Origin of the sequence: Sphaerisporangium sp. NPDC005289 (assembly GCF_040607455.1) — a bacterium.
Lineage (GTDB): Bacteria > Actinomycetota > Actinomycetes > Streptosporangiales > Streptosporangiaceae > Sphaerisporangium > Sphaerisporangium rhizosphaerae.
The window spans coordinates 50092-70369 of sequence record NZ_JBEXGS010000020.1 but is presented as its reverse complement, the minus strand read 5'-3'; the positions used below and the strand labels follow the sequence as shown (position 1 = coordinate 70369).

17 protein-coding genes are annotated in these 20278 nt (G+C 72.8%); 6 read left to right on the top strand and 11 right to left on the bottom strand.

Translation table 11 applies throughout. The features are described 5' to 3' along the window. Window positions 1-17: 17 nt before the first annotated feature. Window positions 18-764 (bottom strand): GNAT family N-acetyltransferase, encoded by a 747-nt coding sequence (locus ABZT47_RS29285; protein WP_354848964.1) that lies wholly within the window; start codon window positions 762-764, stop codon window positions 18-20. A 400-nt stretch (window positions 765-1164) separates the two neighbouring features. Between ABZT47_RS29285 and ABZT47_RS29280 the strand changes: the two genes are divergently transcribed. Then, complete coding sequence (locus ABZT47_RS29280) at window positions 1165-1803, top strand: hypothetical protein (protein ID WP_354848961.1); 639 nt, start codon at window positions 1165-1167, stop codon at window positions 1801-1803. Beyond that, window positions 1800-3287: an NADH-ubiquinone oxidoreductase-F iron-sulfur binding region domain-containing protein gene (locus ABZT47_RS29275; RefSeq protein ID WP_354848958.1), complete on the top strand. Its 1488-nt coding sequence runs from the start codon at window positions 1800-1802 to the stop codon at window positions 3285-3287. The genes ABZT47_RS29280 and ABZT47_RS29275 overlap by 4 nt, the downstream gene beginning before the upstream one ends. Window positions 3288-3361: 74 nt before the next feature. Here ABZT47_RS29275 and ABZT47_RS29270 read toward each other — a convergent pair whose 3' ends face one another. Both ABZT47_RS29270 and ABZT47_RS29265 read right to left on the bottom strand, forming a co-directional pair. Next, on the bottom strand, window positions 3362-4360 hold the full coding sequence (locus ABZT47_RS29270; protein WP_354848956.1) for a zf-HC2 domain-containing protein: 999 nt from the start codon (window positions 4358-4360) through the stop codon (window positions 3362-3364). Beyond that, window positions 4357-4839, bottom strand: a complete 483-nt coding sequence (locus tag ABZT47_RS29265; protein WP_248963397.1) for a sigma-70 family RNA polymerase sigma factor — start codon at window positions 4837-4839, stop codon at window positions 4357-4359. Before ABZT47_RS29265 ends, ABZT47_RS29270 begins: the two co-directional genes overlap by 4 nt. 253 nt (window positions 4840-5092) lie before the next feature. On the opposite strand from ABZT47_RS29265, the gene ABZT47_RS29260 reads away from it, so the two are divergent. Further along, window positions 5093-5710, top strand: coding sequence for a DUF4142 domain-containing protein (locus tag ABZT47_RS29260; RefSeq protein ID WP_354848954.1), 618 nt, complete (start codon window positions 5093-5095; stop codon window positions 5708-5710). A gap of 138 nt (window positions 5711-5848) precedes the next feature. On the opposite strand, the gene ABZT47_RS29255 is transcribed toward ABZT47_RS29260, so the two are convergent. The 4 genes from ABZT47_RS29255 to ABZT47_RS29240 form a co-directional block, all read right to left on the bottom strand. Then, the gene (locus ABZT47_RS29255; protein ID WP_354848952.1) at window positions 5849-8209 is read right to left on the bottom strand and encodes a GMC family oxidoreductase; all 2361 of its coding nucleotides are present in this window, start codon (window positions 8207-8209) and stop codon (window positions 5849-5851) included. After that, a complete protein-coding gene (locus tag ABZT47_RS29250) occupies window positions 8199-9299 on the bottom strand; it encodes an alpha/beta hydrolase (RefSeq protein ID WP_354848949.1) in 1101 nt (366 codons plus the stop codon). Before ABZT47_RS29250 ends, ABZT47_RS29255 begins: the two co-directional genes overlap by 11 nt. A 132-nt stretch (window positions 9300-9431) precedes the next feature. Then, window positions 9432-12347 (bottom strand): AAA family ATPase, encoded by a 2916-nt coding sequence (locus ABZT47_RS29245; RefSeq protein ID WP_354848946.1) that lies wholly within the window; start codon window positions 12345-12347, stop codon window positions 9432-9434. Window positions 12348-12571: 224 nt separating this feature from the next. Further along, window positions 12572-13240: a TetR family transcriptional regulator gene (locus tag ABZT47_RS29240; RefSeq protein ID WP_354848943.1), complete on the bottom strand. Its 669-nt coding sequence runs from the start codon at window positions 13238-13240 to the stop codon at window positions 12572-12574. A gap of 124 nt (window positions 13241-13364) precedes the next feature. On the opposite strand from ABZT47_RS29240, the gene ABZT47_RS29235 reads away from it, so the two are divergent. Both ABZT47_RS29235 and ABZT47_RS29230 read left to right on the top strand, forming a co-directional pair. Beyond that, window positions 13365-14555: a cytochrome P450 gene (locus ABZT47_RS29235; protein WP_354848940.1), complete on the top strand. Its 1191-nt coding sequence runs from the start codon at window positions 13365-13367 to the stop codon at window positions 14553-14555. A gap of 14 nt (window positions 14556-14569) precedes the next feature. Next, a complete protein-coding gene (locus tag ABZT47_RS29230; RefSeq protein WP_354848937.1) occupies window positions 14570-14761 on the top strand; it encodes a ferredoxin in 192 nt (63 codons plus the stop codon). Window positions 14762-14843: 82 nt separating this feature from the next. On the opposite strand, the gene ABZT47_RS29225 is transcribed toward ABZT47_RS29230, so the two are convergent. The 4 genes from ABZT47_RS29225 to ABZT47_RS29210 form a co-directional block, all read right to left on the bottom strand. Next, window positions 14844-16067, bottom strand: a complete 1224-nt coding sequence (locus ABZT47_RS29225) for a SpoIIE family protein phosphatase (RefSeq protein ID WP_354848934.1) — start codon at window positions 16065-16067, stop codon at window positions 14844-14846. After that, the gene (locus tag ABZT47_RS29220; RefSeq protein ID WP_354848931.1) at window positions 16067-16864 is read right to left on the bottom strand and encodes an alpha/beta hydrolase; all 798 of its coding nucleotides are present in this window, start codon (window positions 16862-16864) and stop codon (window positions 16067-16069) included. The genes ABZT47_RS29225 and ABZT47_RS29220 overlap by 1 nt, the downstream gene beginning before the upstream one ends. A 118-nt stretch (window positions 16865-16982) precedes the next feature. Continuing rightward, complete coding sequence (locus ABZT47_RS29215; RefSeq protein WP_354848929.1) at window positions 16983-17519, bottom strand: hypothetical protein; 537 nt, start codon at window positions 17517-17519, stop codon at window positions 16983-16985. Then, window positions 17516-17959 carry a hypothetical protein gene (locus ABZT47_RS29210; RefSeq protein WP_354848926.1) on the bottom strand — a complete coding sequence of 148 codons (444 nt, stop codon included), beginning with the start codon at window positions 17957-17959 and terminating at the stop codon, window positions 17516-17518. The genes ABZT47_RS29215 and ABZT47_RS29210 overlap by 4 nt, the downstream gene beginning before the upstream one ends. A 236-nt stretch (window positions 17960-18195) precedes the next feature. Here ABZT47_RS29210 and ABZT47_RS29205 point away from each other — a divergent pair, with 236 nt between their 5' ends. Further along, the gene (locus tag ABZT47_RS29205) at window positions 18196-20157 is read left to right on the top strand and encodes a DUF1996 domain-containing protein (RefSeq protein WP_354848923.1); all 1962 of its coding nucleotides are present in this window, start codon (window positions 18196-18198) and stop codon (window positions 20155-20157) included. The last annotated feature ends 121 nt before the right edge of the window (window positions 20158-20278 follow it).

Below are 20278 nucleotides of genomic sequence, written 5' to 3'. Positions count from 1 at the left end.
GAGGCGGGACGCGGCGGTCAGCCGGGGACGATCACGGTGATCGAGGAGGAGATGAGGCGGAAGCCGAGGCGTTCGTACAGGCGCCGCGCCGGGTTGCCGTCGGTGACCGCCAACCCGAGGGCGGCGAGTCCGTGCAGGGTCGCCAGCGCCAGGGCGCGGCGCAGCATCACGGCGCCGAGCCCCGCGAACGGCGGGCGGGGGTCGCGGAAGACGTCCAGCACCCATGGCCCGCCGAACGGGGGCTCTCCGCGCAGCCGGCCGACCATGACGCCGGCCACCACCCGCTGGTCGTGCAGCAGCAGTCCGCCGCAGGGGAGCAGCGGGCCGTAGGAGGCGCCGGAGAGCAGTGGCGTGAGAGCCCGGCGCAGGACGGTGGCGTCGTCGCCGTGGTCGCGGTCGGGATGGCCGGGCGGGTAGGCCGCGCGCCAGGCCGGGAAGACCTCGGCCGGCGGCACCGCCTCGCAGGCGACGACCCCGTGGCCGGTCTCGGCCCAGCCGGGCGGGGCGGGGTCGGCGCGCAGGTCACGGGACAGGACGTGGGCGTGGCGCAGTGGCCGTCCGCCGGCCTCGATCAGCAGCCGGCCGAGCTTCTCGTCGCCGGAGACCACCCAGCCGGGCATATCGCGGAGGATGAGGTCGAGCGCGCCCGGTCCGAGCACCTCCACCAGGTCGGCGTACGGACGTCCGGCGCGGGTGCCCTCGACGTAGCTGAGCACCGGACGGCCGCCGGCGTCGGCGATCGTGCGGCGGCTGAGAGTCTCCACGTGGTCAAACGTTAGAGCGGAGCGCCCTCACCGGCCACCGATTTATGCCGTGATACGGCGCGTCGTCCGTTATTCGCCCAGTTCGGCGGGGGTATTGACGCGCCGGTGGTTGACGATTCAAGCACGCCGAATTTCTGTAACGTTCTGGTACCAAGGGGACTCTAGAGGCGCTAGTGTGATCGCGCGCGCAAATGTCCCGATGATCCCGGTAGGCACCCAGCCCCACGTTGTCCGGTTTGTGCCGGTACCGCGTTATCTGGCGGAGGACGGGATGAAAGAAACGCGACATCGACGAGCCCCGCAACGGTCTCGATCACGGGCCCCAATCGTGGTCGGGCTGTTCACGTCAACGTCGCTTCTGGCGGGTACCGCTCTGCTCGGAGCATCGGTCCTCGCCTCTGTGCAGGCTTTTCTGATCTTCTACTCGGGGGTGTTCGCTCTCCTTGGACTGACTGGAACGGTGGCCGTCGGACTGGCCGCCACCGATCGGATGATCCTCGCGGTACGTCACCGCGTCTTCATGCAGGATCTGCACCGTGCGTTCGCCGTCTTCGCCGTCGGCTTCCTCATCACGCACGTCATCCTGCAGATAATGAGGGGCCGCGTGATCCCCGCGGACGCCTTCCTGCCCTTCAGCGGGTCGGGTTTCGCGGTCGGCCTCGGCACCGTCGCCGCCGACCTGATGATCCTGGTCGCCGCCACCGGCGCCTTCCGAGGCAGCTTCGTCGGCATCCGCTGGCCGTGGCTGTGGCGTGCCATGCACGTGACGGCCTACCTGTCCTGGCCCGTCGCCATCGTGCACGGGCTCACGGCCGGGCGGCCCGCCGCCGACTGGGTGACCATGAGCTACGTGGTCTCGCTGGCCGTGGTCGGGCTCGCGCTGCTGGTGCGGATGGTCGTGACCGTCGGTCCCAAGGACGGCGGCGGCCCGAAGGCCATGCGCGCGGGCAACGCCGGGCGCAAGGCCGAGCAGATCCGCGTCGACGACGTCTTCGACGAGGAGTTCTGGGTCACACTGCGAAAGGAGGTACGGCGATGACCACGTACGGGGTTCCCGACGTGTTCAGGATCGGGCCGGGTCGCCTCACCGCCGGCCTCGACAGCTCGCCCCGGCTGGACTACGACACCCACCGGCGCGTGCACGGCCGCATGCCGCGGCTGCCGATCGACGACCTGATCGCCCTCGCCGAGCTCGGCGACCTGCGCGGACGCGGGGGAGCGGGCTTCCCGTTCGCCCGCAAGCTCAGGGCCGTCATCGACTCGGCGGGCCGGCGCGGCGCCCCCATCACGGTGGTCGTGAACGCCACCGAGGGCGAGCCCGCCGCGCACAAGGACAAGGTGCTGCTCACCCGGGCCCCGCACCTGATCCTCGACGGCGCCGACCTGGTGGCGAGGGCCCTGTCGGCCGTGGAGATCGTCGTGGGCGTCGCCCACGGCGGTCCGGGCGAGCGCTCGCTGCTCAACGCCATCCACGAGCGCGGCATGACCGACACCGTCCGGGTGGTGCGCATGCCCGACCGCTTCATCTCCGGTGAGGGCGGCGCGCTCGTGCGCGGCATCAACGGCGAGCGGCCCATCCCGCCCGGACGCAAGGTGCGCTCCAGCGACAGCGGCGTGGGCGGCATGCCCACCATGCTGTCCAACGCCGAGACCTACGCCCAGCTCGCCCTGATGGCCATGCTCGGCGTCGACATGTACTCCTCGGTCGGCCTGGCGTCGGAGCCGGGAACGGTGCTGCTCAGCGTCACCGGGTCGGCCCGCAGACCGGCCGTCGTGGAGACGCCGACCGGGGTGCGGCTGCGGGAGGTGCTGGACCTGTGCGACGCCACCGTCGGGCAGGGAGTGCTGCTCGGCGGCTACCACGGCAAGTGGATGAGCCCCGAGGCCGTCGAGCGCGCCGAGGTGTCGCGCGCCGGCTTCGAGGCGCTCGGCGGGGCCCTGGGCGCCGGCATCGTCGTGCCGCTCGGCTGGGAGTCCTGCCCGCTAGGAGAGTCCGCGAGGGTCGCCCGCTACATGGCCGGCCAGAGCGCCGGGCAGTGCGGCCCCTGCTACATGGGGCTGCCCGACCTGGCGCAGGCGTTCGGCGCGCTCGCGGAGGGCAACGGCCACATCGAGGCCGTCCAGCGCGCCGCGGCGACGATGAAGGGCCGGGGCGCCTGCGGGCACCCCGACGGCACCGCGCGGTTCCTGCTCTCGGCGATCGACGTGTTCGCCGAGGACGTCATGACCCACGCGGCGTACGGTACCTGCGGGCTGCCGGTGAAGGGCGTGCTTCCGCTGCCGGCCGAGGCCTCGGCCCGCGCCTCGGAGGCCCAGCTCATCCTCGACTGGTCCCGGTGCGAGGGCCACGGGCTGTGCTCCTACGTCGTGCCCGAGCTGATCCGCTTGGACCAGCACGGCTACCCGGTCGTCAGCACGGCCTCGGTGCCGCCCAACCTGGAGGGGGAGGCGCGCAGGGCCATCGAGATGTGCCCCGCGCTCGCCCTGCGGCTCAACGCCGCGCCGACCGAGAGCAGGCGATAGTCGATAACGCCCCCCGCCCCGTCCCCCTCGTACGCCCCCTCTGGCGTCCCCGTCGCCCCTGGCCTCCGCGCCGCTCAGGCGACGGGGATCTCCAGCAGGCGGACCCCGTCGTCCCTGCGCACCTCGAAGCGGACGATGTCCTTCCTGGCCAGCGCCGTGCCGCCCGTCAGGCGCAGCGGCTCGGGGAACCCCGGCACGCCGTACCCCGACCCGGGGGCGACCCGCCAGCCGGACACCACGTCGGTGTCGCCGGAGCGCCCGACGGCCACCAGGCTGCACCGCTCGGGCCCGCGCACGCCGCTGAGCCGGAAGGCCACCTCGGTGCCCCACCCCTTGGGGACCATGCCGACCGAGCCGCTGACCCCGGTGTCGGGGCTGGTGCCCTCCTTGACCTCCGGCGAGGAGGAGCCCTCGGGCGTGGAGGCGGCGACCGTCGTGCCGGGCGAGGGCCACAGCACGTGCGAGGCCGTCGCGCCGGTCACCCCGACGACCAGGGCGGCCGCGACGCCGAGCAGCAGGGCGCGGCGACGCCGGACGCGGGACTCGGCCAGCTCCTCGCGGGACCTGGCGTGAGAGGCGGGAGCGGCGTGCCGGCGGCCAGAAGAGGAGCGGCGCCGCCGCCCGGGTGACCACAGGTCCTGCACCACGCCGTCGGGCGAGGGACCGGCGCCGGCGCGTGGCGCGCCGTTCAGGCCGGGCGGCGCCGTGCCGTTGAGCGGGGCGCCGTTGAGCGCGGGCGGTCCCGCGCCGTTCAGGCGCGGCCCCCCGGGAACGGCGTCGTCGAGGCCGCCGAACAGGGCGCCGTTCAGGCCGGGCGGCTGCGCGCGGTCGGCGCCGAAGACCGGGCCGGCGCCGTTCACCGAGCCCCGGACCGCGCCGTCCGTCGTCCCCTTCATGCCGCGCTTGATCACATCCAGCGCGTCGGGCAGCTCGAACATGTCCCGCAGCTCCTCCTGGCAGCTGGGGCAGTCGGGCAGGTGGCGATCGAACGCCTCGGAGTCCTCCTTGTTGAGGATCCCGAGGATGTAGGCCGCCACCTCGACGTGAGGGGGTGAATCCATCAGACCGGTCACCCCCTCTCCTTCATCGTCTTCTGGAGGGCGCGAAGCGCGTAGTACACCCGGGACTTGACCGTCCCCGGCGGAACTCCCAGCACTTCTGCCGCTTCATTGATCGTACGGTCGTGGAGGTAGGTCTGCACGAGCGCCTCCCGGTGTTCCTCCGAGAGGCTGTACAGGGCCTCCGATACCACCATCGCCGACAGCATCGGCTCGGAGCCGTCGGGGATGGCGACGCTGTCGAGGCGGTCAGGTTCGACCTCCTGCGGGCGTACCGAGCGCTGGCGATGCGCGTCGATGACGATCCTGCGGGCGACGGTCATGAGCCAGGCCCAGAGCAGGCCGGGCTCCCTGTTGAGTTTCCCGGCGTTCCGCCACGCGCGGAAGACCGTCTCTTGGACGACATCCTCTGCCCATTGCTGGTCGCCTCCAGTCAATCTGCGCACATTGCGGAGGAGGGGGCCGCCGAACTCGCGGTAGAGCGTTGTGACCAGTTGCTCTTCGGAGTCGTCGTGCGCCTCCTCCGGTCGGGACCGGACGCTGCGATGACGCTGCACAGGCACATGGTGGCAGCGGATCATCCGTCGCGTGAGGAAATTTGGCAACTTCCGTAAAAATCCGAAAATCCCGTCACAACGCATGAACCGATGACGGGACGGGGCCGTACCTCCCCCTGACAGCGCGCCCGAGGGATCACGGGACACGAAAGGGAGAGAGAACCAGGTGAACCGGCTTCAACTCAGGTCGATGCGACTCGTCGAGGTTCTCGCCGCGCTCGCGTTCCTGGTCATCGCCACCATCGCGGTGTTCGCCATCGCGCCGAACGCCATCCTGTCGGCCAGCGGCGCCTCGCCCGGCGACTGGGTCGAGACCGAGTCGGGCCCCCTCGGGCCCGCCGACCGCGACTTCCTGGTCAAGGTGCGCCAGGCCGGGCTCTGGGAGATCCCGACCGGCCAGCAGGCGCAGGACCGCGCCGCGAGTTCCCGGGTCAAGGAGGTCGGCCTGCAACTCGCCGCCGACCACACCAAGCTCGACGAGCAGGTGCGCGCCCTGGCCGCCAAGCTGAACGTCGCGCTGCCCAGCACGCCCAACGCCGACCAGCAGGGGTGGATGGCCGAGCTGTCAGGCCTGAACGGCGCCGCCTACGACAAGGTGTTCGCCGACCGGCTCCGCGGCGCCCACGGAAAGGTCTTCCAGGTCGTCTCCGTGGTGCGCGCGGGCACGAAGAACTCCGAGATCCGGGCGTTCGCGCAGGTCGCGGTCGATGTGGTGATGAAGCACATGACGCTGCTCGAGAGCACCGGCAAGGTGGACTTCGCCGCCCTGCCGACGCCCCCGCCCCCCTCCCCTAACCCCTCCAAATAGGGGACGGAGGCGACAGCGGTCGCGGCTTCGGCCACCGCGCGACCGCGACCCGGCGCCCCGCCGGGCTCCGGAGCCGGCGGCCGATCGGCGGGGGATCCACCTCCCCCTACGCCGATCGGCCGCCTCGGGGTTTCCGCCTCACCCCGGTCCGTAGACGTCCCAGAGCTGGCCGACGAAGAACCTGCCGAACCGGGCCAGCGCGGCGATGCCGTGCGGGCCCTGCGTGTGGAAGCTCTTCAGCGTCGCCGCGAGGTCCATGGGCTGGATGTGCAGCGTGCCGGCGCCCGCCACCTCCGCCTCCCCGTCCTCGCCCTCCGGGACGTGACCCCACATCACGCGTGTGAACAGGGTCGAGGTGTCCAGCCACAGTCGCGTGGCGGGCCCGTGATGGACGTCCTTCCACCCGGCCAGGGTGCGCGGCAGCCCGTCGGCGCCGGTGAACCACAGCCGGTAGCGCATCTCGCGCCGGTCGGGGGCGCCGCCCGAGGTGAACAGGTTGAACCACCCCCGCTCGACCGGGCGCCGGCCCCCCACGAAGTCGGCGTCGACCCATCCCTCGGCCCGGGCCAGGTGCTCGGGTTCGGCCAGAAAGCGGTCCAGGTCCTCGATGGAGATGGTCAGCCGGAACGTGCACCGCCCGCCGTGCGAGCGCTCGGCGAGGTCGCCCGAGCGCGGGTCGTCCACCCCGAGCGCGATGTGGCCGCTCATCTCCTCGCTGAACGACAGCGACGTGCGCTCGCCGTGCCCGGCGGACGCCAGGCCGCGCGCCTCGGCATGCGGGTGCGCGGGCACCCGTCCCGTTCCCACGCTCATGTCAACCTGTCCTTCTTTCCTCTGCCGTGTCGCCACAGGCCGTCGTTCCAGCAGCCGGGTGCTCATGCGGTCGGCCAGCGCCGCGATGGTCAGGGACGGGTTGGCGCCCACAGGGCCCGGCAGGGCGGCGCCGTCGGCGATGAACAGGCCGGGATGGTCGAACACCTCGCCGTAGGCGTCGCAGACGCCCTCGCCGGGATGCCGCCCCATCGGCGCGCCGCCGAGCGGGTGGACCGTGATGATGCGCTTTCCGAGCCAGGACGGCATGCCCGCGTGCTCGGCGCCGAGCACGTCGGCGATGCGCCGCATCGTCGCGCGCAGCCGGCCGTAGTACTCGTCGCTCGCCTGCTGGTTCCACTCGACGTCCAGCCGGCCGCCGCGCAGCCGCAGCTCACCGTCCGGGACGTCCCTGCCCATGCCCAGCAGCGGCAGAGAACTGGCCGACAGCTCGCCGCCGCCCAGCAGGCCGGCGACCTCTGCCGACAGGTTGGTGTCGCGGGTGACCAGCGCCCGCACGCGCTCGGCGATGAACCGGGCGGCGCGCCCGATCTCGTTGCCGACGTCGGCCCCCTCGACCAGCCAGTCGACGAACGCCGGGTAGCCGCCGTCCTCGATGTAGGCGCCCCGGCCGCTCTCGCGAGGGCCGTCGGCGTCGTCGGCCAGGCGGATCGCGCTGGTGATCACCGGGCCGCGGCTGGCGTCGATCGGCCGGGTGCGGGTGCGGTCCTTGGCCCGCAGCAGGAAGGCCAGCAGGTCGCCGTTGCCCGAGAAGCGCGTGCCCAGCGTGCCGCTGAGCCCCGTGAGCTCGGCACGGCTCTTCAGCAGCAGGTACGTCGTGCCGTACGTGCCCGCGGCCAGCACCAGCCGGTCGCAGCCGATCGTGCCCGATCCCCGCTTGGGGCGGTGGCGCACGTAGTCCACCTCGTACCCGCCGCCCGGCCGCGGCCGGATCGCCCGCGCCTGGTGCAGCGTGCGCAGCTCGGCGCCGTGGTGGCGGGCCGCGGAGAGGTAGGTGTGGTCCAGGCTGTTCTTGGACCCGTCGTTGCAGCCGATGTCGCACTCGCCGCACAGCCGGCACGTCCGGCGGGTGACGCCGTGCACGTTGCCGTACGACGGCTCGGCGATGGGGAGGCCGATGCCCGGCTCCGCGCCCCGTCCGGGGGCGAAGCTGATCGCCAGCGGCGGCAGCCGCCACTCGAGGCCGAGCTCGGCGGCGGCGTCCTGCATCGCGCGGGTCTTCGGCACGTCGAAGGCCGGATGGTCCAGCGGGTAGGGCGAGACCTCCAGCATCCGCTCGACCGCGTCGTAGTGCGGGTCCAGATCGGCCCGCGTCACCGGCCACGACTCGTAGCCGCCCGCGGCGATCTGCTCCTCGTGCACGAACCAGTGCTCGTCCTTGCGGAGCATGACGTTGGCGTAGATCAGCGAGCCGCCCCCCAGGCCGCTCGCCACCACCGAGTCGCAGCCGCCGAAGCTCCACACGTCGTACATGCCGTACAGGCCCTCGCGCGGATCCCAGAAGGCCTTGCCCATCTCGGCGGGGCTGCGCGGGAAGGCGCCGGGCGGGAAGGCGCGGCCCCGTTCGAGCACCACCACCGAGAGCCCCGCCGCCGCCAGCCGGTACGCCGCGACCGCGCCACCGAAGCCCGACCCCACGACCACGGCGTCATAGTGTTCAGCCGGCATGGCGCTTGAGGAAGTCGAGGATGTGCGGAAAGACGTCCACGTGGGCGTTCTTGCCGATGAGCGGGTCGATGTGACCGTAGCCGGGCAGGACGTGCAGCTCGTGGCGGCCGGGGGCGCGCCTGGACAGGATGTCGTGGCAGACGATGTTGGAGTCGGTGAACACGTCGTTGTGCTCGCCGGTCAGGAACAGCACGGGCGTCTCGACGCGGTGCGCGCCGGCCAGGTAGTCGTCGGGCAGCGCCCCGTGGGCGGGGTTGCCGGGGTCGCACTTCACCGCGCGCCCGGCCCGCACCATCTTGTTGATGTGCCGGTAGTAGTTCACGTCCGCGGCGCCGTTCAGGTCGGCCAGCCGCTGGTGGACGTGCGTCTGCGGCGCCAGGTTGCCGTGACGGTACATCGCGGGACGGCCGTAGCCCCACATGAAGCTCTGCATGTGGCAGGCCGGCTCGCGGCACTCGGGGTGGAACAGCGAGACCGCGCGGGCCATCAGCCAGCGGCGGGTCAGCGGGGGAGCGTCGTGGAAGCGCGGGTCGATGTAGCACAGGCCGAGGCCGTACTCCAGCAACGCCGGTCCGAACGCGAGCTTGACGCGGGCCCTCGGGTGGACCCGCGGCGTCAGCCCCACGCTGTTGGCCACCATGCTCGTGACGCCGTCGAGCGCCCCGCCGAACAGGCTCATCTGGAACGACACCGACCCCAGGCAGTGCGCGATGACGTGGATCCGCCGTGCCCCAACGTGACGGCGGAGCTCCCTCAAGGCTGCGGGGTGGTCGTGAAGGGCGATGTCGTCCAGAGTCTGCCGCCGGGTCTCCATGTTGTAGGGGAACCGGCCGCTCATGCGGAAGTCCAGCGTCCAGACGTCGCCGAAGCCGCTGTCCAGCAGGTAACTCACCAGATTGCGGTGCTCCGGCATGATGAACATGTCGCTGGAGGAGGTCAGGCCGTGCACCAGCAGCACGACGTCGTCGGACTCCTCGGCGAAGAAGCGCGTGAGCGTCAGGCCGAGCTCGTCCTCGGTGGAGAAGGGGTGCACCGACACCTCGGCGCCCGACACGCCCTCAAGCGTGTACCGGGGAATACGGTGCTCCATCTCGCCGACCTCCTGTTCGTGACCCGCCCCAACAATGCCAACCCCGCGGGGCGCGCGGCATCGTGGAAACCCCGTACATCCGGCGGCCCCGGCCCGTACCTCGTAGAGAGGCTCCCGGCGGGCGCGGGCCCCTCATGAGCCGCGGTTGAGCTTGGTCGCCACCCCGACGCGCGACCCGACGCCGAGCTTGGCGAAGATGTGCGACAGGTGGGTCTCGACGGTGCGGACGCTGAGGAAGAGCTGCTCGGCGATCTGCTGGTTGGTCAGGCCCTCCACCACCAGGGTGGCGATCTGCAGCTCACGGGGCGACAGCCCGTACGGGGCGGCGCCCGGCGTGCCTTGCACGGCGGTGGCGACGCGCACGCCGTTGCGTCGCTGCTCGCGCATGACCTGCGCCCGCAGCCCGCGCGCGCCGCACGCCTCGAACACGGTGGCGGCCTCCTGGAGCCGCTCGCGGGCCAGGTTGCGCTCGCCCGCGTTCCCGTAGGCCAGGCCCGCCAGCAGCAGCGCCCGCCCCGCGTCCACCCTGCGCTCGTGCGCCGACAGCATGGAGGCGGCCTCGTCGGCGAGCGCCGCGGCGGCGGCCGGCTCCCCGGCCCGCAGCGCGTGGGCGCGGGCGAGCGGGATGAGGCCGGAGAACGCCGGCAGGTCGGGGTGGGCGAGCGCGGCGGCCCGGTCGGCCCACGCGGAGGCCCCCGCCGGGCGGCCGAGGGCGGCCTCGGCGTGGGCGAGCAGCTCGATGCTGGAGACCAGGGTGCCGCGGTCCAGGCGCGAGTCGGCGAACTTGGAGCAGGCGTCCACGATGGCCTCGGCGCCCTCCTCCAGCCGGCCCGCGGTGACCAGGGCCACCCCTCGGGCCTGCCGCGCCATGTCGCCCCACGCCTCGCCCGCGCCGACGCCGGCCTGGACGGCCTCCTCCCCGGCGCGCAGGCCGGCGTCGTGGTCGCCGGTCCACGCGGCGGCCAGGCACAGCTGGGTGAGCGCGAACACCAGTTGCTGGCCGGACTCCAGCATCCGGGCGCCCTCGACCGACTCGTCGATGGTCGCCAGCGCCTCGGGGAGCCGCCCCATGTGCAGCAGCGTCTTGGCCTTGCCGGCGAGCAGGTTGGTCAGGATGTAGGTCTGCCCGCTGGAGCGGGCGACGGCGGCGGCGCGTTCGAAGTGCCGCAGGGCCACCGGGTAGCGGCCCATGTTGGTCTCGGCCCAGCACAGCCAGGCGACGGCGTCCAGCCACTCGGCCAGGTGCTCGTCCAGCGCCGAGGAGATGAGCCGGTCGGCCGCGTCGGCGTGGCGCAGCGCGTCCGGGATGCGCCCGGCCGCGTAGGCGGGCATCGGCCGCAGCGCGGCCACGGCCGCCGCCAGGTCGGGCTGCCAGTCGTCGCCGGAGTCGGGCATGAGGTCCAGGACGGCCTGCGCGGCGCGGAACTCGCCGCGCATCATGCTCTCGGCGACCAGCCGCATTCGCAGGGGGACGGCGATCGCCGCCCGGGGGTCGGGCATGCGGCGCAGCTCGTCCAGCAGCAGGGCCCGCGCCTCGTGCGGCCGGTCGAGCTGGCGTTCCATCAGCGCGCAGATGCGCGCGGCCCTGGCCCGGCGCGCGTGGTCGTCCGGGGGGAGCAGGCGCAGCAGCTCGCGCGCGGTGTCGCGGCCCTCGGTGAGCCGGCCGCTGACGCTCTGCGCCCGGCTCAGCTCCATCAGCAGCTCCAGCCGGTCCTCCAGGGTGGCGGGCTCGTCGGGCATCAGGTCCAGGGCCTTGCGGAACCAGTGCGCGGCGGTGACCGGGGCCTGCGGGGCGACCCTGCGCGCCGCCTCGACCAGGGTGGCGATCGCCCGCCGGTCGCCGAAGGAGCCCGCCCGCTCGAAGTGGTGGGCCTGGACGGTCGCGGGCGCGCCGAGCGTGGCCAGGTGGCCGGCCAGCCGGGCGTGCGCGGCCAGCCGCCAGCCCGGCGCCGAGGACTCGTAGGCGGCCTGCCGCACCAGCGGGTGGCGGAAGCGGAAGCGCCCGGCGGCGGCGGGGCGGACGATGTCGCGGGCTCCCAGCTCGTTGAGGGCCTCCAGCGCGGCGCCCTCGGAGACCTGGGCGGCGACGGCGGCCAGGGCGGGCTCGAACTCGTCGGCGGTGACCGCGGCGGCCTGAGCCACCAGCAGCGAGCGGGGGGACAGGTCGCCGAGCTCGACCTGGAGGGCGGCGCGCACGGTGGGCGGCAGCTCGCCGACGTCCAGCCGGTTCATCCGCGCCAGGGCCTCGAGGTAGAGGGGGTTGCCCCCGCTGGCCTCGTACAGCGCGTGGCCGCGGGTGCGGTTGACGCCCGGGCCGAGCAGCTCCTCGGCCTCGGCGCGGGTCAGCGGGCCGACGGTGACCTGCCTCCCCCGCGCGCCCGCGCCCATGACCAGGGCGGACAGCCGGGGCCCCGCCTGCGCGGGCCGGTAGGCCACCGCGAGCAGCACCCTGCCGCGCGGCGGGTGGCGGACCAGGTGGTCCAGGAACTCCACGGAGCTGTCGTCGGCCCAGTGGACGTCGTCCAGGATCAGCGCGAGCCCTCCAGGGTGGGCCAGTTCGTCGATGAGCTGGCGCAGCGCGCGGTAGAGCCGGTAGCGGACCATGCCGCTCAGGTCGGCGTTCTCGTCTTGGTCGGCGCCGTCGTCGGCGTCGGGCATCTTGGCGGCCAGGGCGGGGAACACGGCGGCGAGCCGGCGGGCCTGCGCCGTCCCGAGCCGCTCGCACAGATCGTCGCGCCGCGCCTCCAGGTGGTCGTCCAGGGCGTCGACGAGCCCGCTGAAGGGCATGATCTGCTCGAACTCGGCGGCCCTGCCGCTCAGCGCGGTGAACCCGAGGCCGGTGGTGAGCGCGGTCAGCTCGGCCAGCAGGCGCGTCTTGCCGGCGCCCGGTTCGCCGACGATGGTGAGGAACTGGAAACCGCGGGTGACGGCCGCGTCGGTCGCCTGGGAGAACGACTTGAGCGCCTCGCGCCGCCCGACGAGCGGGGCCTCTCCGGGTTGGGGCCTGCCGCTGCCCTCTCCGAACGGCGGAGTCTCGCCACTGTTCATCTCATGTACCCCACAGCGCGACGGAACACCAGGAACAGCCGCGCCGCAATGCAATTTCGCCGGGAAGTTGACGCGGGACTCCGCTGGAGCCGGGCCTTCATGGTCGAGGGCTCTCTACGCGGATGCCCCCGGACCATGATTTTGGCGTAAAACCGGCTGGTGGCGGGCCGAAAGGGTGGATCAGACCTAATCCGCCCACAATGCACGCGATATGACCTGGTCGGTTACACTTGTGTGGCGATGCCGTCGTCATTCGCGCCTGATTCGCGCCCCTGCGGGCGGCCGAGCGAACGCAGGCCGTCCAGGACGACCTCGATGCCCCGCCGCGCCGCGGCCCGCATCAGATCGGGCGGGTCTCCGCGGTCGCGGGCCGCCATGACCGCCTGCTTGACCGCTCCCATGAACGCCCCGACGGCCGCCGCCGCCTCGATCGGGTCGAGCTCGCCCGGGTAGGCCCGCAACAGCGCGCCGGCCAGCTCGCGCTGCACCTCGAACAGCAGGTGCAACGCGCGCGCCTGCAGCGCGGGCACCGACATGATGAGCCGCGTGCGCGCGGTGTGCAGCTCGATGGCGAGCTCGGCCTCCTCGGTGTCGAAGCTCAGCGCCTCGGCCGCGACGCGCAGCAGCAGGTCGGCCACCGGCTCGCCCGGCCGGCGGCTCGCGATGACGGCGAGCGCCCCGTCGACCCGCCTGCGCGTGTCGAAGAAGACCACGTCCTCCTTGCCGGCGAAGTAGCTGAAGAACGTGCGCGTGGAGACCTCGGCCGCGGCGGCGATGTCGGCCAGCGTCGTCTCGTCGTACCCCTGCTGCTCGAACATGCGCACGGCGGTCTCGATGAGCGTGCGGCGGGTGCGCAGCTTCTTGCGCTCCCGGAGTCCTGGACCACCGGCCATGGCGGAACTTTACTGCATCGGCCAAGAAACTTCATCCATTGCAATATCAGAGGAGGTACTGTTTTCTGTGAGCACCGAGAACGACGTCCTGTAACAGTGGTTGTCAATGTCGAGGAGCGCGTTCATGACCCAGGCCGCATCCCAGCCGGTGACCTTCCCGCTGACCCGCGAGACCCCTCTCGACCCGCCCGCCCCCTTCGGGCGGTGGCGCGAGGAGGACCCCGTCCGCCCCATGCTCTACGCCGACGGCCACGTCGGCTGGCTGGTCACCGGGTACTCCGCCGCGCGCTCGGTCCTCGCCGACCCGCGGTTCAGCACCCGGCTGGAACTGCTGCACCCCCCGATCAACCAGCGGCTGTCCCAGGCCCGCCGGCGTCCGGGCTTCTTCCTGCGGGAGGACCCGCCCGAGCACACGCGCTTCCGCAAGCTGCTGACCGGCCAGTTCACCGTCCGCCGCATGAAGCAGCTCGAACCGAGGATCGAGAAGATCACCGCCGACCGGCTCGACGAGATGGAGCGCCTCGGCCCGCCCGCCGACCTGGTGCAGGCGTTCGCGCTGCCCATCCCGTCCCTGGTGATCTGCGAGCTGCTGGGCGTCCCCTACGACGACCACGAGCGCTTCCAGGGGTACTCCTCCACGCTGCTCAACCTGGACGCCACCCCCGCGCAGGTGCAGGGGGCGCTCGACGACCTGGACGCCTACCTGGGCGAGCTGGTGGCGCGCAAGCGCGTCGAGCCGGACGACGCCCTGGTCAGCGGGCTGATCGAGACCGGGCAGCTCACCGACGAGGAGCTCACGGGCGTGGCGATCCTCCTGCTCATCGCCGGCCACGAGACCACGGCCAACATGCTCGCCCTCGGCACCTACACGCTGCTGCGCAACCCCGACCAGCTCGCCGCGCTCCGCGAGGACCCCTCGCTGGCCGACGGCACCGTCGAGGAGCTGCTGCGCTACCTGACCATCGTCCACCTCGGCCCCGTCCGGGCGGCCCTGGAGGACGTCGAGCTGGCCGGCCACCTGATCAAGGCGGGGGAGGCCGTGACCCTGTCGCTCGCCGCGGGCAACCGTGATCCCGAGCGCTTCGAGGACCCGGATAAGCTGGACATCAGACGGCAGGCCATGGGGCATCTCGCCTTCGGCCACGGTGTCCACCAGTGCCTGGGTCAGCAGCTCGCCCGCATCGAGATGCGCATCGGATACCCGGCCCTGCTGCGGCGCTTCCCCGGCCTGCGGCTCGCCGTACCGGCCGACGATGTGGCGATGCGGTCCAACATGGCGATCTACGGCGTTCACCGGTTGCCGGTGGCCTGGTAGGAGGAACACCGCTCATGCGGATCAAAGCGGATACCGAGCGCTGCATCGGGGCCGGCATGTGCGCCCTGACCGCGCCCAAGGTCTTCGACCAGAGCGAGGACGACGGCACGGTTCTGCTGCTGGCGGAGGAGCCGGCCGCCGAGGACGAGGCGGCGGCCCGCCGCGCGGTGCAGGTCTGCCCGTCCGGCGCCCTGTCCAGCGCCTGAACTTCCCTGCACCCGGCCCCGTCGTCCGGGTGTGGCTTTCACGTGTGCCTTCCGGGTGTGTCGCCCGGGGCCGGCGGCCGGGTCAGGCCGGCGTTCCGTCCCCGGGCGAGGCACGGGGGACGCTCAGCGCGAGCACGGCGGTGTCGTCGTCGAGGCCCGCGCCGAAGCCTTCCAGCAGGGCCACCACCGCCTCGACCACGGCCGGGGCAGGCGCGGGCGCCAGCTCCGCGGCGAAGGACAGCAGCGCGTCCTGGCCGAAGCGCTCCCTGTCCGGCCCGGGGCGCGCCTCGATGGCCCCGTCGGTGTAGAGCAGCAGCGTGTCGCCCGGCCGCAGGCGCGCCTCCACCGTGACGAACACGGGGGAGGGGATCACCCCGACCAGCATGCCACCGGTGGTGTCCAGATGCCGCGCCCCGCCGTCCGCGCCCAGCAGCAGCGCCGGCGGGTGGCCGCCGGCGGCCAGGGTGACGGCGAAGCCGCCCTCGTCCGGGGTGAGGGTGCCGACGATCAGCGTGCAGTAGCGCGGCGCCGGATGGGCCGCCTGCCCGTCCCGCAGGACGGTGTCCAGGGACCTCAGCATGCTCTCCGGCCCGGGATCGTGCAGCGCGGCGGTGCGCAGCGTGTAGCGGGTCAGCGAGGTGACCGCCGCCGCCTCCGGACCCTTGCCGCACACGTCCCCGAGGAAGAAGCACCAGCGCCCGTCGCCCAGCGGGAACAGGTCGTAGAAGTCGCCGCCCAGATTGTCGGGTGAAGCCGTGTGGTAGTGCGCGACCGCCTCCAGCCCCGGCACCCGCGGAAGCGACGGCGGCAGCAGGCTGCGCTGGAGCGTGGCGACCACGTTCTGCAGCCGCTCGCGGTCGCGCTCGGCGTCCTGGCGGGCGCGCAGCAGCTCGCGCTCGTAGGCCCGGCGGTCGCGGGCGTCGAACACCGTGGTCCTGATCAGCAGAGGCGCGCCGTCGGAGCCGGTCTTCACCGTCGAGGTGACCAGGACGGGCAGCCGCTCGCCGCTCGCCGTCCTCATCTCCAGCGCGATGCCGCCGACCTCGCCCTGCATGCGCAGCAGCGGCGCGAAGTGGGTCTCGTGGTACATCCGCCCGCCGACGGTCAGCAGGTCGGAGAACGACATCCGGCCCACCACCTGGTCGCGCTCGTGACCGAGCCAGCCCAGCAGCGTCTGGTTGATCTTGGCGATCCGCCCGTCGAGGAGCGTGGACAGATAGCCGCAGGGGGCGTTCTCGTAGAGATCCTCGGCGCTGTCCTCCAGCAGCGCGGCGAAAGCCGCGTCCGTCGGCCGGGAGCTCTGCATCAGGCTCGGGCGAAGTCGGCGATCACCGCGGCCGTGGCCTCGGGCGCGCTCAGTTGCGGGCAGTGGCCGGTCGCCCGGAGCGTGACCAGGCGGCTGCCGGGGATCGCCGCGTGCGTGTACGCGCCGACCTCGCGTGGGGCGATCACGTCCTGATCGCACTCCACGATCAGCGTCGGCGTCCTCACCGCCGGCAGGTCGGCCCGGCTGTCGGACAGGAAGGTGGCGCGCGCGAACACCCGGGCGATGGCCGGGTCGGTGCGGCAGAACGCGCCGGCGAGCTCCTCGCCCAGCTCCGGACGCTCGGGGTTGCCCATGATGACCGGCGCCATGGCCGCCGACCAGCCCAGGTAGTTGTCCTCCAGCGATTCGAGCAGCTCGTCGATGTCGGCGGCGCTGAACCCGCCCCGGTAGTCCCCGTCGTCGATGTAGCGCGGCGAGGGCACCAGCAGCACGAGCCCGCCGAACCGCCCGGGTTCGCGCGTCGCGGCCAGCACTCCGACCATGGAGCTCACCGAGTGGCCCACGAACACCACGTCGCGAAGGTCGAGCTCCTCACAGATGTCCAGAACGTCCTGGGCGTAGCCGTCGAGCGAGCCGTAGCGGTCCTCGTTCCAGGCCGACAGGTCCGACCGGCCCGAACCCACGTAGTCGAACAGCACGACCTGGAACTCCTCGGCCAGGGCGGGCGCCACCAGCCGCCAGAGGTTCTGGTCGCAGCCGAAGCCGTGCGCCAGCATCAGGACCGGGGCCCCGTGACGTCCCGCGACCACGACGTTGTTCCTGCTGCGGATGTCCATCCGGCTATCGTCTCATCTACCGCAAATCACGCGTATCGGCGAACGAGGCGGGGGTTCCAGCGGCCGGGGAGAGCCGCGGCGGTCACGGCATCGGCATCCGGGTTCCGTCCGCCGGCATCTAGTGCCCCTCGGACATGGTGTGATCCTGCGGCATGGGCTCCCCGGACGGCATCGTGTGCCCGCCCGTCCGCACGGTGCCGCCGAGCGTCACGCGGAAGGGCTCGAGCATTTCCGGGGTGTTGCCCAGGACGATCCAGCGGGTGCCGACCAGGTACGCGCCGCCGTAGCTCAGCGCGTCGTCCAGCCACTCCTGCTTGCCCTTCTCGGTGGCGAACGTCGTGACCGAGTACTGGCCCCGCGCCGTCTTGCACATCCCCTGCCGCAGCTCCTGGGCGTCGACCTGCAACTGCGGGCTCACGCATCCGGTGCGGGCGGCGATCTGCTCGACGGTGGGCGGGGCCCCGGCGGCGGCCCGCGCGCCCCCGCACCCGGTCAGCAGGCACCCGGCCAGAACGGTCCAGAGGGCCAGCGTCGCCGCGCGGCCGGGCCGGGCGCGGCGGCCACCCGGCCCCCCGGGCTTCCGGGGCTCCCCGGGCTCACCGTGTCGGCCCGGCTCGGTGTGCCCGCCGCGTGCGGGCGCCGGCCCGGGCGTCACGGCGCGGCCGTCTCGATGTTCCCGCCGACCTTCTCGCTGAAGGACTGCAACACACCCGGGTCGTTGCCCGCGATCACCCACCGGGTGCCCACCAGGTAGTTGCCGCCCCACTTCTTGGCCTCCTCCAGCCAGTCGTTCTTGCCCTTGTCCGTGGCGAACGTCGTCACGGTGTACTGGCCCTTGTCGGTCTTGCACACTCCCTGGCGCAGCTCCTCGGCGTCGGTCTGCACCTGAGGCTTCTTGCAGCCGGTCTTGGTGGCGAGTTGCTTAAGCGTGGCGGGCGGCCCCGCGTCCGCCGCCGGGGCGGCCGCCGCGGCGGGGGCGGCCTGCCCGCCGGAGGCCCCGCCGCCGCATCCCGTGGCGAGGCCGAGCGCGAGAACGCACCCGAGTACGGCGCTCGCGCGCGTCGTCAGCTGCGTGCCGAGGCTTGGGCGTCCCATGGCAGTTCTCCCATTCACTGTGCCGTGTCACTGTGCCGTGCGAAAGTCACCGTCAGCGGGTACGCGGCGCGCGGTCGTCCGGTTCACCCGGGTTCGCACGGGTCCGGCGGGGCCGAAGAAATTCGGAAAGTTTCTTCGCCGTACGTCGAACTCTCCCGCGCCTCCGCCCGTACCTCGTGCCGATGGGGCACCAACCAATGCCGCCATGAGCACGTACTCCGGGAGGAGTTCTAGTAATGGGAATTCAGCACAGACGGCGGTTCAGGCCCGTCCTGAGTTTGCTTGCCCTAGGTGGGGCGGGGGTCGGCCTCGTTCTGGCGAGCCTGTCCCCGGCTGGGCAGGTGCCGGGCCGGGACGCGCCGCTTTCGGCCTCCGCCGTCAGCGCCGCCTCACGCCTCGCCGGCACCACCGCCGCCCCGACGGTGAACTGCCCGTCGGTCGCGGACGAGCTTTCCGACGTTCCGGCGTCGGCGGCCGACGAGGTGCGGCGCAACCTCGCGCTGCTCGACTCGCAGATCGCCGAGGCGAACAAGCGGCTGGTCGCCACCCAAGGGCAGGGCGGCAGTGATTTCGTGCGGAACGCCATCCTGAACCCGTTGAAGTCCAAGCGCCTTGCCACCGTGGAACGCATCGCCGGGGCCATCGGCCGGGTCGCCGAGCGTCCCGAGGGCCTTGAGAACCTGGCCGGCTGCGCCGTGCGCACCGGTTCCGCGAGCGCCGGTCAGGCCGCCGCGACCCCCGAGCCCTCCGCCTCCGGAGGGGCGTCGGACCAGCCGTCCGACCAGGGCGCCGGACAGGGCCAGGACGCCGCCGACCCCTCCGCGTCCGCCTCCGCCGACCCGAGCGCTTCGGCCGGCGCCCGCTCCGGGAACTCGGCCAGGCGCACGGTCAACTGCCCGTCGGTGGCCGACAAGCTCCCCGAGGTCCCCTCGGCCGCCCAGCGGGAGGTCCAGCGCAACCTCACCCTGCTCGACCGGCAGATCGGCCAGGCCAACCAGATCCTGGCGCGCCTCGGCTCCCGCGCCGGCAACGCCGGTGTGGTGCGCAACGCGGTGCTGAACCCGCTGAGGATCGGCCGCTCGATCGTCATCAACCGCATCGCCACCGCGCTGCGGCGCGCCGGCGCGCAGGCCACCGGCCTGTCGGGGCTGGCCACCTGCACCGTTCAGAACGGCGCGGGCGGCGGCGGGCAGACGCCTTCCCCCGAACCGTCGGCCTCCCCGACCGGCGACCCCTCGGCGTCCCCCCCGCCCGGCGGCGGCGACCCCTCGGCGAGCCCGTCGGCCTCCCCCTCGGCCAGCGCCTCGCCGACCGGCGGCGCGACCGGCCCCTCGCCCGACGACTTCGTCGACATCCGTCGCGTGCAGCCCAACGTGAACCGGCCCGCCGACGGGGCGAACGCCTCGCGGGGCACCTTCTCCTCCCGCTGCGGGCGCAACGAGAACGGCCACTTCAACTCCGACAACGTCATCGTCGCCCCCGGGGTCACCAACGGCGCCCACCACGTGCACGACTATGTGGGCAACCTCGACACCAGCGGCTTCTCGACCAACGACAGCCTGCAGGCCGCGGGCACGACCTGCTCCAACGGTGACAAGTCCACCCACTACTGGCCGGTGGTGCGCCTGCAGAACCAGCGGGGCAACGACGCCGACAAGGCCGGCGGCGGCCTGGACGGCAACGTGGGCCGCATCGTCCGCCCGGCGTCGGTCTCCATCACCTTCCGCGGCAACCCGACCAGCAAGGTCGTCGCGATGCCGCTGTTCCTGCGCATCATCACCGGTGACGCCAAGTCGTTCACCAACGGCCCGACCAACGCCAACGCGAGCTGGTCGTGCACCGGGTTCGAGAACCGGCAGCTGAAGGACAAGTACCCGATCTGCCCGCGCGGCAGCCAGGTGGTGCGGACCTTCAAGTTCCAGAGCTGCTGGGACGGCAAGAACATCGACAGCGCCAACCACCGCACCCACGTGGCCTTCGCCGCGGCCGACGGTTCGTGCGCGAACGGCTTCCAGGCCATCCCGGCCCTGGAGCAGCGCATCACCTACAACGTGCCGCCGGGCCCGGGCTTCGCCGTGGACAGCTTCCCCGAGCAGCTGCACAAGCCCATCACCGACCACGGCGACTTCATCAACGTGATGTCGGAGGCGCTGATGAAGCGGGCGGTCGACTGCATCAACGCCGGCAGGCGCTGCTGACCCCTTCCCGCTCCGGCCACCGCCGAGGCGACACGTGAAACGCCGCCCCGCGAGATGTCTCTCGCGGGGCGGCGCTTTGCCGGTCACGGGTCCGCCCGTCGCGGCGGTCCCGCTCGCGGTC

Excerpts from the sequence above, each read along its gene's own strand:
- ABZT47_RS29275 (WP_354848958.1), top strand. The coding sequence starts at position 1,800 with ATGACCACGTACGGGGTTCCCGACGTGTTCAGGATCGGGCCGGGTCGC.
- ABZT47_RS29260 (WP_354848954.1), top strand. The coding sequence starts at position 5,093 with ATGCGACTCGTCGAGGTTCTCGCCGCGCTCGCGTTCCTGGTCATCGCC.
- ABZT47_RS29255 (WP_354848952.1), bottom strand. The coding sequence starts at position 8,209 with ATGCCGGCTGAACACTATGACGCCGTGGTCGTGGGGTCGGGCTTCGGT.
- ABZT47_RS29250 (WP_354848949.1), bottom strand. The coding sequence starts at position 9,299 with ATGGAGCACCGTATTCCCCGGTACACGCTTGAGGGCGTGTCGGGCGCC.
- ABZT47_RS29245 (WP_354848946.1), bottom strand. The coding sequence starts at position 12,347 with ATGAACAGTGGCGAGACTCCGCCGTTCGGAGAGGGCAGCGGCAGGCCC.
- ABZT47_RS29240 (WP_354848943.1), bottom strand. The coding sequence starts at position 13,240 with ATGGCCGGTGGTCCAGGACTCCGGGAGCGCAAGAAGCTGCGCACCCGC.
- ABZT47_RS29235 (WP_354848940.1), top strand. The coding sequence starts at position 13,365 with ATGACCCAGGCCGCATCCCAGCCGGTGACCTTCCCGCTGACCCGCGAG.
- ABZT47_RS29230 (WP_354848937.1), top strand. The coding sequence starts at position 14,570 with ATGCGGATCAAAGCGGATACCGAGCGCTGCATCGGGGCCGGCATGTGC.
- ABZT47_RS29225 (WP_354848934.1), bottom strand. The coding sequence starts at position 16,067 with ATGCAGAGCTCCCGGCCGACGGACGCGGCTTTCGCCGCGCTGCTGGAG.
- ABZT47_RS29220 (WP_354848931.1), bottom strand. The coding sequence starts at position 16,864 with ATGGACATCCGCAGCAGGAACAACGTCGTGGTCGCGGGACGTCACGGG.
- ABZT47_RS29210 (WP_354848926.1), bottom strand. The coding sequence starts at position 17,959 with ATGGGACGCCCAAGCCTCGGCACGCAGCTGACGACGCGCGCGAGCGCC.
- ABZT47_RS29205 (WP_354848923.1), top strand. The coding sequence starts at position 18,196 with ATGGGAATTCAGCACAGACGGCGGTTCAGGCCCGTCCTGAGTTTGCTT.